The organism is Amycolatopsis sp. cmx-11-32 (assembly GCF_047608695.1).
In the GTDB taxonomy this organism is placed as follows: Bacteria; Actinomycetota; Actinomycetes; order Mycobacteriales; family Pseudonocardiaceae; genus Amycolatopsis.
Genome location: NZ_JADNQN010000016.1, coordinates 19,168 through 32,299, shown reverse-complemented (window position 1 = coordinate 32,299; position 13,132 = coordinate 19,168). Strand labels below are relative to the sequence as shown.

Sequence of the window (13,132 nt, the reverse complement as noted above, 5' to 3'; positions counted from 1 at the left end):
GGAATGACCACGAAACGAGCCGTCAAACCCGTGCGGCGCAGCGTGAAGGTGGCCGGGAAAATGGGCGGGAGCGCCCGGACGAGCGTCCTCGAGCCTCCTCCTGAAGTCGAGGACGAGGTCCTGGAGCCCGCCGATGAGGTTGTCGAGCCCGTGCGGAAGCGTCGTCTCCCGCTGGTGTTCGGCGCGGTCGCACTGGTGATGGCGGGCCTCGCGGGGTGGTTCGCGATCGAGGCGCGGGACGCCACGGCGGTTCTGACGCACAACACCGCCCTGACCGATGTCGCCACGACCGCCGAAGTGAGCGACCAGGTCGGCAAGGCGCTCGGCACTGTCTTCTCCTACCGCTACGACGATCCCGCCAAGAGCGGGCAGGCCGCGAAAGAGGTCCTGACCGGGCCCGCGCTGGGGCAGTACGACCAGCTGTTCGCGCAGGTCCGGAGCCTCGCCGCGGAACAGAAGCTGGTGGTGACCTCGACTCCGGTGGTGTCGGGTGTCAAGATCCTCGACGGAGACCGGGCGTCACTGCTGGTGTTCCTGGACCAGACCGGGGTGCGGGGGGACGGGCAGCGGAGCACCGGTGCGGCTCAGTTGAGCGTGACCGCCGAACGCTCCGAGGGCCGTTGGCGAGTCACCGCCCTCGCCGCAGCTTAGCCGTTCGCGCCTCGAGCCGTCGGGTCCGTGAAGGCCTTCTTCCCTACTCTCAGGGTAGGGGAAGGGAGCCTTCACGCGGCGCCGTTGTGGCTGGTGGTGTCGCTGAGGCAGACGTGACAAGACCTGGGTCCGTGAAGGACTCCTTGAGGGACTCTGGGTCCCTCAAGGAGTCCTTCACGGCCTTGCGGTGGCAGGTGGCGCAACCCTCGGCCGCGCCAGCAGTCTTCAGGAAGGAGCGGCCCGCAAGGCCAGGATCATCTCGAACCGCCGCTCCGGATCCCGCAGCCCGTCCGAGAACAGCGCCTCCAACTCCTGAGCGCGTGATCGCACCGTCTGCGGGTGCACCGCGAGCCGCTCCGCCACCTCGCGGACGTTTCCGCACGTCTCCAGCCATGCCAGCAGCGTCCCTGCCAGCCGCGAATGCTGCTTCCCGGTCAGCCCGGCGAGCGGCCCGAGGCGTTCACGGAGCAGCTCGGCGGCCAAGAACGGTTCCTTGAGCAGCCACAGGCGCGAAAGATGGTCGGCGCACCACGTCACGGGTTCGTCCGCGAGCGCGCCGGAGTCGACGAGTCGCAGGGCCTCTCGCGCGGCCCGCAGGGAGCGCGCCGCGAAGGTGGGTGGGACGGCGGGGCCGATCGCGGCTCGCCAGCCCGCCAGGTCTTCGGCGAATTGTTCCCGTTCGTCCGGTTCGGGGGCGGGCAGCAGCAGACAGGGAGAAGTGCTCTCGAAGTCGGCCAGCGCGTTCGACGCGGCCGCCGGAACTTCGTCCGACGGCTGGTCGACGGCGACGGCGACGAGCAGGTCCGGCAACTGCCATCGGGCGAGGTCGGCGGCGTTCTTGACCAGTTCTGGCGGGGACGGCGGGTCGGCGAGCAGGAGTTCCATCAGCCGGTGCCGACGGCGTTCCAGTGCACCGGCGGCCTTTTCCCGTGCCTCCGCGTGGCCCTCGACCGACAGCGCCGACAGCTCGTCGATGTAGGCGAAGATGGCTTCCGCGAGCAGGCACAGCGTCGCCGAAGGCACGCCCGCGCGACGGCCGGCGTCGGCCACCCGGCGCCAGGTCACCCTGGCCCCGACCCGATACGCGGCCTGGAGGACGTCGACGTTGCGGCCCTGGTGGAACTCCTGGATGCCCAGGCTCAGGAACACGCTCCGGCGGTCTTCAGACGGCGCCTCCGGGTTCCCGATCCGCTCCAGGAACTGCAGGAACGCCATCTGGACGCCGGTCTTGAGCGACTTCCCGAACGCGCCGTCCAGCGGTCGCGCGTAGTCGGGGATGGTCCGCTGGATCTCGCGGACCACCTCCCCGGCCACGTCGGCCAGCACCGGCCGGAACACGGTCGCCAGCTCTCTTGGCAGCAGCGCCCAGAGCTGGACGGGACGCCCGCTCGCCCCGCCCGGCCGAGCGGGCGTGAGGAGCGGGCCGTACGTCGCTTCGACCCCGCTGCGACCATCCTGCGGTCGGGTCACCTCGTCACCTCGTTGTGAGTGGGAAACGCTGGTCAGTCCTCGGCGAGCAAGGCCTCCGCACGCAGGGCGATCTCCATGTCGAGCCGGTCGTCGGCGTTGTTCAACCGGTCGCCGAAGAGATCGATGAGCTGGTGCATGCGGTACCGGACGGTCTGGGGGTGGACCTTGAGTTTCTTCGCGATCTCCGGAGCGCTGCCCCGGGACTGCAGCCAGATCAGCAACGTCTCCCCGAGCCGCGCCCGCTGTTTGGGGGTGAGGTCGTCGAACGGGGCGAGGCTGCGTGTGCACAGCTCGCGAACCAGGAACTCGTCGGCGAGCAGCCACAGGGTGGACAGGTGATCGCTGTACCGGGTGACCGGATTGTCCGGCAGCACCCCGCGCTGGACCAGCCGCAGCGTGCGGCGGGCCCACAGCAGGGAGCGCGGCGCTTCGGTGAGCCGCACGGCCGGGCCGATCACCGCCCGCCAGCCGGGAAGCCGTTCGGCGAGGTCCTTCAGGTGCTTGTCGGGGTCGCCGGTGACCAGGCAGGGCTTGGGGCCCTCGAAGTCGACAAGGACGTCGGTGTCCAGGTCGGCGCTGTCGGGGTCGAGTGGGCCCTGCCGTCGTTCCAGCGCGACGACCGTGACCTCGACGGGCAGCGCCCACTGGGCGTTGGCGGCGTGGGACGCGATCGACTGCGGTGAGGACGGTGGATCGGAGAGCATCAGTTCGAGCAGCCTGCGCCTGCGCCTGGCCTTGGTGCCCGCTGCCCGTTCCTGCGCGGCCGTGTAGCCCTCGATGGACAGCGCGGAAATCTCGTCCACGTAAGCGAAGATCGCCTCGGCCGTGGTGCACAGGAGATCGGCGTCCGCTCCGATCGCCTGCCCGAATTCCGAGACGTGCCGCCAGGCGACGCGACCGCCGACGCGGTAGGCCGTCTGCAGGCAGTCGAGACTGCGCCCTTCGCTGAACTCGACCTTCCCGAGATTGCGGAAGACCGCGGTCCATTTGTCGAGTGGGGTCGTCCCCTGACCGATGGTATCGAGGCAGTGCAGGATGGCTTGCCGGATACCCTGCGTGATGATCTGTCCGAACGCGCCTTCCAACGGCTGCGCGTACTCGGGGACGGCTCGTTGCACCTCCTGAAGGATGGCTCGTGCCAAGGGGTCGGCCCGCGGCCGGAACCGCTCGCCCAGTTCCCTCGGCAGTGACGCCCACAGTCCATTCGCGCCGGTGCTGCGCACGGGTCGGTTCTCCACTGGGGTTCTCGGTGCCGGCGTGAAGGCGCGCGGTCGTTGAACCGGACCCGGTGGCTGGCGGTGCGGGGTGGCGGGGTGACGCACGTCGGGGTCAGGCCGTGCGGTCCGCAGATCGTGCCGCGAGAACCCGGTATCCAAGTCGGTCATGTTTTTATCCTTGTTAGCAACAAAATCAGCCTCTTCAACGGTGAAGCCGATCCAGATTTTGTGGCTCACGCAACATAAAATCCGGCCGAGAGGACTGTCAACGGCTGGCGGGGCCTTGATCGGCCACCTGGATGGACTACACCCGAACGGGTGGTCCGATCCAGCGGCAAGTGACATTTAGGCACGCCTGAGATGGGGTCCGGGTGACAACTTTTCCGGGGCCTTTCGGGGCGCCTCCGGCCGGTCCGCGGCCTCGCTCGCTCGAACGAGGACCGCGATGACCTCGTCCAGGCTCAGCCGGGCGGGCGCGGTCTCGGCGAGGAAGCGTTCGATCTCGCCGCCGAACCGGGCCGGGTCGGCCACATGTGGAAAGTGTTTCGCATTTTCGAACACCGTCAAGCGGCTGTCTGGCAGCAGTTCGGCGGTCTTCCGGCCGTGGACGACCGGGATGAGCGGGTCGTGCGCGCCCCAGACGACGAGCGTCGGGACCTCTTTGGCGAGGTAGAGCTTGTCGATGGCGCTCGCGCGCTGGCCGCGGAGGTCGATCAGGCTGCGGGCGATGAACAGGAACGCCCGCCGTCGGCCGGGGTCGGCGAGGGACGAAAGATGCCGGGTCAGCTCCCGTGTCTCGGGCGAGAGCTTTCCACCGAGACCGCGGCAGGCGGCGGCGAGGCCACGGGCGATCGCGACGGTGACCGGGTTGACGGTGGCCCAGAGCGTCGCGTTGGCGCCAGGCAGCGCCGTCGCGCGCAGCACCGGGGTCACCTGCGGCCCGAGTCCGGCGCTGCCCACGAGCACCAGCCGGGCGCACATCTCCGGGAACTGGTACGCGAACTGCATCGCGATCCCGCCGCCGAGGGAGTGTCCGGCGACGGTCGCGTGCCGGTGCCCGGTGAGCACGAGGACGTCGCGGACCACGCTGGCCATCGCGCCGAGGCCGTAGTCGGCCCGCGGTGAGCCCGAATCGCCGTGGCCCGGAAGGTCGGGGACGAGAACACGGCGATCGAACCCGGTCCGCTCGAAGTGGTCGAGCAACGGCACCCAGGTCTCGCCGCTGCCGGAGATCCCGTGCAGCAGCACGAGCGGCTCCCCTGCGACGTCCTTTGTGGACGGAAGGTATTCCCGCAACCGGATTTCCTGCCCGTGCAGGGTCAGCGTGCGCGTTTGGAGGGCCATGTCCCGCCTTTCCGTTGTCAGGAGTCAAAATAACGGGTAGAACGGCTGGTTCGTCAGCGTGTCGCCGGACACGTCCGGTAATTGCGACTCGGGTGACAAGAATTCCGTGACGGACCCCGAGTCGGATGCTAAAACCCCGACGGCGAGGCAGTTTCGCATCGACATTCTCTCGCCGTCCCGGTATTCAGGAAAGCGTCGGTAAACACCCGTCACCACGGGGGGAAATACGATGGCCTGCCGGGCGGACTTCCACATCGATCAGCCGAGGGCGAAGCGCGCCCGGCGTGGCTTGCGCTGGGTGCTCCCCACCGTGCGGCCACCGGAACGGCGGGTCCGGCGCGTCAGTTCTCTGATGTCCCGTCGTCGCGGTGGTGGGCCCGCATGAGCCGCTGGGCGCGCAACGCGAGTTGCATGCCCAGCCGGTCGTCGGCGTCCCTGAGGCGGTCGCCGAACAGTTCTTCCAGTTGCCGCAGGCGGTTCCGCACGGTCTGGGGATGGACTCCCAGCCGTCGCGCGATCTCCGGTGCGCCGCCGCGGGATTCCAGCCACGCCAGCAGGGTTTCGCTGAGCCGCTCTTGTTGCTTCCCGCCCAGCGAACTGAACGGATCGAGGCTCTGCTTCGCCAGTTCAGCGCCGAGGAAATCCTCGGCGAGCAGCCACAGCGTGGCGAGGTGGTCCCGGCACCAGATGACCGGGCCGGGCGCGTCTTCGCTGTTCAGTAGTAACGCGCGGCGGGCGGTGCGGAGGGCGGCCGGGGCGTCGGTGAGCGGCACGACGGGGGAGATGGCCGCGCGCCAGCCGTCCAGCGCGTCCTTCAGCGGCGCGAGATCGGTGTCCGGATCCGCCGTGAGCAGGTACGGCTCGGTGGTGTCGAGATCGAGCAGCACGGTGTCGTCCAAGAGGTGGGCGGGGAACTCGGGCGCGCCCGGAGCGCGCTGAAGCGCGACCATGGCCGCGGTCCCCGGAACCCGCCATCCAGCGCCGCCCGCCAGGCTCGCGATGCTGCACGCGGAGCCCTCCGGCGCCTGTGAGATCAGTTCGAGCAGGCGACGGCGCCGCAGCGGGATCGCGCCCGCGGCCTTGGCCTCCGCCTCCTGGTATCCCTCGATCGTGGTGGCGCACAGTTCGTCGACGTAGACGAAGACCGATTCCGCGGCGAGCGCGATGATGTCGGGGCCGACGCCGAGCCCGCGCACGATGGGCCGCATCGAGCGCCATGCCGTCCGCGCGCCGACCGTCACGCTGTCGTGCAACGGTTCCAGGCTGCGTCCCTCGGTGAATTCGATCCGTCCGCGCAGACGGTAGAAGTCGATCCAGCGGTCGTGGGACAGGTTCGGCTCGCCGATGCAGTCGACGTAGTGGCGCACCGCCCGCTCGCAGGAGACGACGAGGACGCGGCCGAAGACACCGCGCAACGGCAGCGAGTACGCGGTGACCGATCGCTGCACCTGCCTGATCATGGCCGCCGCGGCGTGGCCGGTATGCGGACGCAGTTCTTCGCCGAGCGAACGCGGCAACGTCGCCAGCATGCGGAAACTGCGGTACTCGACCACGAAGACCACCTTTGATTTTCTTCGAACCGGGGACGGGAAACATGAATCCCTTTGCACAACCGCGTCGGATCGACGGAACGGGCGCCGGAGTGTTTCTACTGGATCGCCCGGCGGCGTGTACCACGAATGTGACGTTGAATTGGCGACGGAAAGTCGCGACACTCCGCTCCGGTGACACGGATGGGCGTTTCGGTGTGGCTGCTTTTGACACGGATGTGGCGCCGGTTCTACGCTCCGTGCATTCGAGTGCGCCGGTGGCGCGCGGACGAAAGGGAATTGGTGCCCGTAATCGTCGGCATACTTCACATCGGGGGATCCCACACGTGAGCTGGCAGCCCGTCGGATCGTTGTGGGCACGCCTCCCGAGGGAGCTCGGTGACGCCGTCCGGCCGCGGATCCCGGCGATCGCCCGGCACTGCGTCGAAGGCGTGGTGTCCGAAATCGGCGAGTGCGCCGAAGTGTTCAGTGACGACGACACCCGCGCCGCGGCCGTCGAGCTGACCAGGCGCGGCATCGAGCGCGCCATCGACAGGGTCGGTGTCCCCGAACTGCTGCAGAACGACCTGCTCGCGGACTTCCGCGCGCAGGGCCGGATCGCGTTCCACCAAGGACTCAGCCGTGAGGCCGCGCAGGCGGCGTTCCGGGTCTCGAGCCGGGTGCTGTGGCGTTCGATCGCCGCGGCGGGCCGCCAGCTCCAGCTGTCGGGCGACGTCCTCTACGGCGCGGCGGAGTGCCTGTTCGGCGACGTCGTCGAGGTGACGATGGCGCTGACCGAGGGCTACAACGCGGCACAGGCCGAGGCCACCGGGCCCGCGGAACAGCGGGCCAGGTTGTTCCGGCTGCTGACCGGCGGCGCGGGGTACACCCAGGCCGACGCCGGCGCGCTCGCCGTCGCGATCGGCTGGCGGATCCCGCAGCGGATCACCGCGGTCGTCTTCAGCTCGGCGCCCGGGGCGCCCGGTTTCCCCGCGGGCCTGTTGCCTTCGGCGGTGCCCGCGGATCTGGTCTCCGACGCGCCAGGCGCGCTGGTGGCCTGTCCCGAAGCCGACCTCGGCGGCCTACAGGAACTGCCTTCCGGCTGGTCGGCGACGGTCGGGGTGTCCGTCCCGATGGCGCACGCCGCCGAGTCCTTCCGGATCGCGCGCCGCGCGTCGGAGCTGGCGCAACGGGGGATGATCACCACGGTCGGCCCGGTGCTGTGGTGCGAGGAGCACATCACCACGTTGCTGTTGCTCGCGGACGAGTTCCTGCTGGACCAGCTGGCCGGAGCGGCGCTGGAACCGTTGTCGGGGCTGGCGCCGCGGCAGCACGACGAGCTGGCGGCGACCCTGCTCACGCAGGTGCAGACGCGGGGGAGCGCGCCGGAGATCGCCCGGCGGCTCGCCGTCCACCCGCAGACGGTGCGGGCCCGCCTGCGGCGGCTCACGGAGTTGTTCGGCGAGCGGCTGGACGATCCGGATCAGCGGCTGCGGATCGAACTGGCACTGCGGGCGGAACGGCTACGGCCCGCCGACGTCTGAGTCCGTAGGTGAACCCGCGACCGACGTCGGCGGGGCGGGTTCACGCGTTTGGTCGCTTTGCGAGGTCCGCCTTCGGCTCCGCCAACAGGCACTGACGGGCACCCGCCACCGGGAACACCCAGCGGCGGTAGCCCCACCAGCGGAACACCGAACCCGCCGCGGTGCCGAGCAGCATCCCGCTGACGAAGTCGGCGATCTCCTGAGTGAGGAAGCTGACCTCGGGGACCTCGAGACGCAGGACATAGCGCGAGATCAGCGGTGGGCACAGGTTGATCGTCACGGCAATCGCGTTGACGACGAAGAACAACGCAGCCTCGTGGAAACGGCGCCTGCCGCCGCGGGTGTGGAACGCCCAGCGCCGGGAAAGCAGGTACGCGAAAACCGTCGCCACGACGGTCGCGATCGCCAGCGCCGTGACCGGTTTGGTCTGCAGGACGGTGAGTTTGAGCCCGTAGTTGGTCCCGAGGGTGAGGACGAACGCGGCGAGGCCGACGGTGGCGAACCGGAGCAGCTCACGCCGCTTGCCGGTCCGCGCACCATCGGTCGCCGCGCCGTCCACAAAGGACGCCGGGGCGGTTCTGAGCACCGGGGGCTCAGCAGTTCGACGTCGCCGGGGTGCCCGCGACCCGGTCCTTGAGGAAGGCGAGCACGTCGGCGTTGCCGGTGTAGACCGCCGTGATGTGATCGGTGTCGAAGGTCTTCCAGGTCGTCTTGACCCCGGCCGCGCAGTAGGTCTTGCGGAGCGTGTCGGCCTGGGTGAACTGGACGAGCTGATCCTGCTTGGCGTGGTAGAGGAGCACCGGGACCTTGGGGGGTGTGCCGCCGAGCTTGTTCTCGTTGAGCCGCTTCACCCATTCCGGTCGGATGTAACCGGCGCTGGTCGTGTAGTCGGCGATCCTCTGGTTCGCGTAGGTGGTGAGCAGTTCGAACGTGCACGCGCTCTTCTGCATCTCCGCGAATTTCGCGCGGCCGTTGTCGCTGAGGAAGGAGTCCAGCTTCAGCTCGGGGTAAGCCTTGTCCAGGCCGAGGAGGGCATAGGCGAAGACGCCGAAGCCTTGCTTCCCGTCGAGTTGAAGGGTGACCTGGACGAGGTCGGCGGGCACGCCGCCCGCCGCGACGCCGACGAGGTTCAGTTCCGGGGCGTACGAGGGCTGCAGTTCACCGGCCCAGGCGGCCGCCCCGCCGCCCTGCGAGTATCCGCGGAAGAGCACCTTGGCGTCGGCGGACAGTTTCGCTTCCGGCAGGCGTTGCGCGGCGCGGACCGCGTCGATCACCGCCGGGCCTTCCGAACGCCCGACCACGTAGGTCGTCTTCGGACCCTGGCGGTAGCCCTCGTAGTCGGTCAGCGCGACGGCGTATCCGGCGTCGAGCGCGTCGTCGAGACCGGACTGCTCGTAGAACGCGCCGATGTCGATCATCTTCGATGGCGTGCAGTCGAAGGCCGGACCGTGCGTACCGGCGCCGAACGAGACGATCGGCGCCTTCGCCGGGTCGGCGTTCTTCGGCACCAGCACCGTCCCGGTCACCGCGTCCGGCCGCCCGAGGGCATCCGTCGACAGGTACATCACCTGCCACGCGTCGACGGAATCCTTACGCGGCCCGGCTTTCGAGACACGCGAGCGGATGATGTCTCCCGGCTTGCCCGCGGGGAGCGGGGACGGCGGGGTGTAGAACGAGTCGTCGGACGCCACGGGGGCGGCGGAGCTCGCCGGGCTCACGCTCAGTGCGGTCAGCACGCCGGCGGACAGTGCGATCGCCAGCGCGGCGGCGAGCGTCCGGCGGGACGGGCGGGGGAACGAGATCGGCACGGCCGGGCCTCCAGGGTGCGGGACGGTTTCAGGCGTCTGTGGGAAGAGGGAGCGGCGCCATGCTCAGGCGTTGCCGTAGACCTGGCGGCAGGTCTGGGATTCGGCGAAGGCGAGGTCCAGTTCCGGGTTGGCGCGGAGGGGTTTGATCGGTCCCTCCGGTTCACTCAGCCCGCTCATCGTGCTGTCGGCGTCGGAGATCACCTTGTCCAGGCTCGCCTTGTCGGTGACCTTCGCGTCCTGCATCTTCGTCAAGGTGGCGGTCACCTTCGACTTGGTTTCGTCCAGCGTGGTGGTGGCCTTGTCCACAGCGGACTGTCCATCCGGGACCGGTGGCACGCCGGCGTTGCGAATCCCGCCCGCCATGTCGTCGAGCGCCACGGTGAGCGAGTTCAGGAAGCCGACCATCGCGGTCTTCGCGCCCTGCGGGTTGTTGGGGTCGAACGCGGGCGGTTGGGACAGCTTCGCCGAACCGGCCGCCACCCCGGAGCAGACCTTGTCCACCCAGGCGAGCGCGGCGGGGTCGGCGTGCCTGCCGGAGTCGGCGGGTTCGTCGGACCCGCAGGCGGTCAGCAGGACTGCCGTGGCGGACGCGGAGAGGGCGGCGAACGCGATTCGCGCTGCCGTGCGGCGCATTCTCTTCATGGTTTCCCCGTCGAATTCGGCGAAAGAGGGCCGGCCGCGGCACGACGCGCGGGAATCCGCGGTGGTCGGCGATGACCGGTTTGCTGAACCGCGAGGTTACTCACGAAAGATTCCCTCAGGCAAGCCGATCCGTGCGGCATGGAAGTGGGAAAAGAGCGATTGGCACGCACGAGATAATTTCGCGTGGCGTGGTTGTCACGCGCGTCAGCAGTTCCCCGTGCCGCCTCTGATGCCTCTGTACTGGGGAAACCCATGTGCCGCTACTAGGAAGCGGACGGTCGCACCGTGCCAGCGTGACAATTTACCGGCGACGCGTCAACTTTTCCCGGTAAGCCCTTGATAGCAGTGCTGCCGTCTCGTTAGTTTACTGTTTGGTTGCGATCCGTCAGACATCGTCGCTACCCGCAGAATTCTCTCGGGCCGATATTCATTGCTCTGGGGAATTGTACGCCGTTTCGTATCATCGTTGATACCACGGAAGGACGATCGTGAGTCACCGTAGAGGAACCAAGAAGGCGGTCGCCGTCGCCGCTGCCGGTGCCGTGGGGCTTGCCACCGCGGTACTCGTGGTCGGCGCACAGGCCAGTGTCGCCGAACCGATTTCGCTCTCGCTCAACTACCACTGCGATTACCCGCTCGTGGGCTCCCAAGCGCTGAAGGTGGTGATCAACACCGATCTCCCGCTGTCGGTCAAGACCGGTCAGCCGACCGGCGCGTTCGACATCAAGGCGATCTCGACGATCAACGCGGAGACGGTCAGCGGGCTCAACCTGATCAGCGCGACGACGCTGGAAGGCCAGGCGGTCGCCTCGGCGGTCGTGGCCGCTCCCGGGATGAACCTGCCGGTCAAGGTGCCGAACGAGCTGACCAAGACGAACATCCCGCCCACCGGCGAGATGGTCATCAACGCGGCGGGCAAGACGCCGTCGCTGACCTTCAACACGCCCGGCGAAGCCAAGATCACCGTGAATGACCTGCAGCTCAAGGTCACTCCGCGTAAGGCCGACGGCTCCGTCACGGAGATCACCCCGGACGGCACGATCGACGCGCCGTGCAAGCAGGACCCGGGTCAGAACAACGTTCTGGCCACGATCAAGATCGGCGACGGTCCCACCCCCACCGGTACGACCACCACCACCCCGCCGAGCCCCACCACCTCGCCGAGTTCGACCACGACCTCGCCGAGCCCCACGACCACCCCCGGTGGTGGCGGGATCAAGTACGCGTTCGGCATCAAGGGTAAGACCGACCTGAAGGCGCTCGGCAGCTCCGCGCCGATCAGCGGCGGTTTCGACGCGGATGTGGACCTCGCGTCGAAGAAGTTCACCGGCGATCTCAAGCTCGACCCGTCGAAGACCGACTTCAAGCTCTTCGGGTTCGTGCAGGGCAGCTCGGACATCGTCGTCGAGCAGGTCGGCAAGCAGTCCGGTGAGCTCATCGGCACCGGGTTCAAGGCGAACGTCAAGTTCAACGTGTTCCTGCCGAAGGTGCAGGTGTTCGGGTTCCCGATCAGCAACGACCCGAAGTGCGGGACGGTCACTCCGTCGACAAGCGAGATGACCACGGCACCGGACTTCAACCTGCTCAAGGGCGGGAAGCTGACCGGTACCTACTCGCTGTCGGGACTGCAGAACTGCGGTTCCTTCAACGACATGATCAGCCTGTTCACCAAGAGCGAGGGCAACACCCTCGATCTGGACCTCACCAAGAAGTAGTCAGGTAGCCGGTCCCCGTCGCCTCCCGCGACGGGGACCGGTGCCGTTTTCGGGAAGGCGACCATGCCCCTTCGCATCAACGTCCGGATGCTGCTCGCGGCGGGCCTCATCGTCCTGCTCACCGCCGGCAGCCTGCTGTTCGTCGCCGTCCGCAGCGCGGCGGCGGGCACCCCCGTCGACAAGAAACTGTCGTTCACCTGCCCGTTCCCGCTGATCGGGCTGCAGAAGCTCGACGTGAACATCAAGGCCGACTTCGAGGTCCCGACCGCGCCCGGCGGCACGCTCAGCACCTCCGGGCTGACGATCACGGTGAACGTGCCGGACAAAGCGGCGCGCGGGCTCAACCTCGTCGGCGCCACCACCATCGAAGGCACCGCGGCGGCGGGCGTGACGCTGGTCAACGGCGACGCGAGTCCCTTCCCGGTACGGATCCCGCTGAACGTCGCCAAGACCGGCCTCCCGCCGTCCGGCTCGTTCAGCACGGTAGCGACAGGCTCCGTGCCGACGGTGAAGATCGCGAAGCCGGGTAAGACCACCCTGACCATCGGGGACTTCACCACCCGCTTGACCCCTAAGAAGGCCGACGGTTCGTTCACCGGGATCGGTTCGTTCACCTCGGACTGCGTGCTCGACCCCGGCCAGGACGCGGTTTTGCTCTCCTTCGACCTCGGTGACAAGCCGACCGGGCGCCAGTACACGGTCGCCGGGAAGACCGGCGTCAAGGCGCTGGGCACGACCGCGCCGCTGACCGGAGGGTTCGACCTGAGCGCCACGTCGGCCACGGCCTTCACCGGCGGCCCGGTGTTCGACAAGGCGCACGCCGACTTCCGGCTGTTCGGCTTCCTGCCGGGCGCGGCCGATCTCGAGTTCGTCGCGGACGGACCGCAGGGCGGCGACTTCGCCGGGACGGGTTTCGTGGCCCGCCCGCGGTTCACCACCGTCCTCCCGCTGGTCACACTCGTCGGCATGCCGGTCAGCAGTGGGCCGGGCTGCAAGACGTCGGCCCCGTCCACGGCGGAACTGCGGACCGGGGACGGCTTCACCATGGCCGCGGGCGGCGCGCTCACCGGCACCTATGCGCTGGCGCCGCTGACCGGCTGCGGCGCGTTCACCCCGTACCTGAGCACGTTCGTGCAAGGCGACGGCAACACGTTCGATCTCGTGCTGAAGCCACGCTAGTGCCCGGATGCCGGACGTGACTCACGTGCTTGG

General features: G+C 68.7%; 11 protein-coding genes. 4 read left to right on the top strand and 7 right to left on the bottom strand.

The features are described 5' to 3' along the window. Positions 1-3: 3 nt before the first annotated feature. Positions 4-651: a hypothetical protein gene (locus tag ACM6LR_RS34265; protein ID WP_414940282.1), complete on the top strand. Its 648-nt coding sequence runs from the start codon at positions 4-6 to the stop codon at positions 649-651. 225 nt (positions 652-876) lie between these two features. Here ACM6LR_RS34265 and ACM6LR_RS34260 read toward each other — a convergent pair whose 3' ends face one another. From ACM6LR_RS34260 to ACM6LR_RS34245, 4 genes are all read right to left on the bottom strand, one after another. Continuing rightward, positions 877-2,121 (bottom strand): PucR family transcriptional regulator, encoded by a 1,245-nt coding sequence (locus ACM6LR_RS34260; protein WP_414940283.1) that lies wholly within the window; start codon positions 2,119-2,121, stop codon positions 877-879. 32 nt (positions 2,122-2,153) lie between these two features. Next, positions 2,154-3,344: a helix-turn-helix domain-containing protein gene (locus ACM6LR_RS34255; RefSeq protein WP_414940284.1), complete on the bottom strand. Its 1,191-nt coding sequence runs from the start codon at positions 3,342-3,344 to the stop codon at positions 2,154-2,156. 339 nt (positions 3,345-3,683) lie between these two features. Then, positions 3,684-4,682, bottom strand: a complete 999-nt coding sequence (locus tag ACM6LR_RS34250; RefSeq protein ID WP_414940285.1) for an alpha/beta fold hydrolase — start codon at positions 4,680-4,682, stop codon at positions 3,684-3,686. A gap of 341 nt (positions 4,683-5,023) precedes the next feature. After that, positions 5,024-6,244 carry a helix-turn-helix domain-containing protein gene (locus ACM6LR_RS34245; protein WP_414940286.1) on the bottom strand — a complete coding sequence of 407 codons (1,221 nt, stop codon included), beginning with the start codon at positions 6,242-6,244 and terminating at the stop codon, positions 5,024-5,026. A 314-nt stretch (positions 6,245-6,558) separates the two neighbouring features. Between ACM6LR_RS34245 and ACM6LR_RS34240 the strand changes: the two genes are divergently transcribed. Next, a complete protein-coding gene (locus ACM6LR_RS34240) occupies positions 6,559-7,755 on the top strand; it encodes a helix-turn-helix domain-containing protein (RefSeq protein ID WP_414945266.1) in 1,197 nt (398 codons plus the stop codon). Positions 7,756-7,795: 40 nt separating this feature from the next. Here ACM6LR_RS34240 and ACM6LR_RS34235 read toward each other — a convergent pair whose 3' ends face one another. The 3 genes from ACM6LR_RS34235 to ACM6LR_RS34225 all read right to left on the bottom strand — a co-directional run bounded on the left by ACM6LR_RS34235 (position 7,796) and on the right by ACM6LR_RS34225 (position 10,196). Next, on the bottom strand, positions 7,796-8,341 hold the full coding sequence (locus ACM6LR_RS34235) for a GtrA family protein (protein ID WP_414940288.1): 546 nt from the start codon (positions 8,339-8,341) through the stop codon (positions 7,796-7,798). 7 nt (positions 8,342-8,348) lie between these two features. Then, the gene (locus ACM6LR_RS34230; protein ID WP_414945265.1) at positions 8,349-9,563 is read right to left on the bottom strand and encodes a lipase family protein; all 1,215 of its coding nucleotides are present in this window, start codon (positions 9,561-9,563) and stop codon (positions 8,349-8,351) included. Between the two features lie 63 nt (positions 9,564-9,626). Then, complete coding sequence (locus ACM6LR_RS34225; RefSeq protein ID WP_414940290.1) at positions 9,627-10,196, bottom strand: hypothetical protein; 570 nt, start codon at positions 10,194-10,196, stop codon at positions 9,627-9,629. Between the two features lie 497 nt (positions 10,197-10,693). Between ACM6LR_RS34225 and ACM6LR_RS34220 the strand changes: the two genes are divergently transcribed. Both ACM6LR_RS34220 and ACM6LR_RS34215 read left to right on the top strand, forming a co-directional pair. After that, positions 10,694-11,920 (top strand): DUF6801 domain-containing protein, encoded by a 1,227-nt coding sequence (locus tag ACM6LR_RS34220; RefSeq protein ID WP_414940291.1) that lies wholly within the window; start codon positions 10,694-10,696, stop codon positions 11,918-11,920. 63 nt (positions 11,921-11,983) lie between these two features. Continuing rightward, complete coding sequence (locus tag ACM6LR_RS34215) at positions 11,984-13,099, top strand: DUF6801 domain-containing protein (RefSeq protein WP_414940292.1); 1,116 nt, start codon at positions 11,984-11,986, stop codon at positions 13,097-13,099. Positions 13,100-13,132: the final 33 nt, after the last annotated feature.

Excerpts from the sequence above, each read along its gene's own strand:
- ACM6LR_RS34265 (WP_414940282.1), top strand. The coding sequence starts at position 4 with ATGACCACGAAACGAGCCGTCAAACCCGTGCGGCGCAGCGTGAAGGTG.
- ACM6LR_RS34250 (WP_414940285.1), bottom strand. The coding sequence starts at position 4,682 with ATGGCCCTCCAAACGCGCACGCTGACCCTGCACGGGCAGGAAATCCGG.
- ACM6LR_RS34225 (WP_414940290.1), bottom strand. The coding sequence starts at position 10,196 with ATGCGCCGCACGGCAGCGCGAATCGCGTTCGCCGCCCTCTCCGCGTCC.
- ACM6LR_RS34215 (WP_414940292.1), top strand. The coding sequence starts at position 11,984 with ATGCCCCTTCGCATCAACGTCCGGATGCTGCTCGCGGCGGGCCTCATC.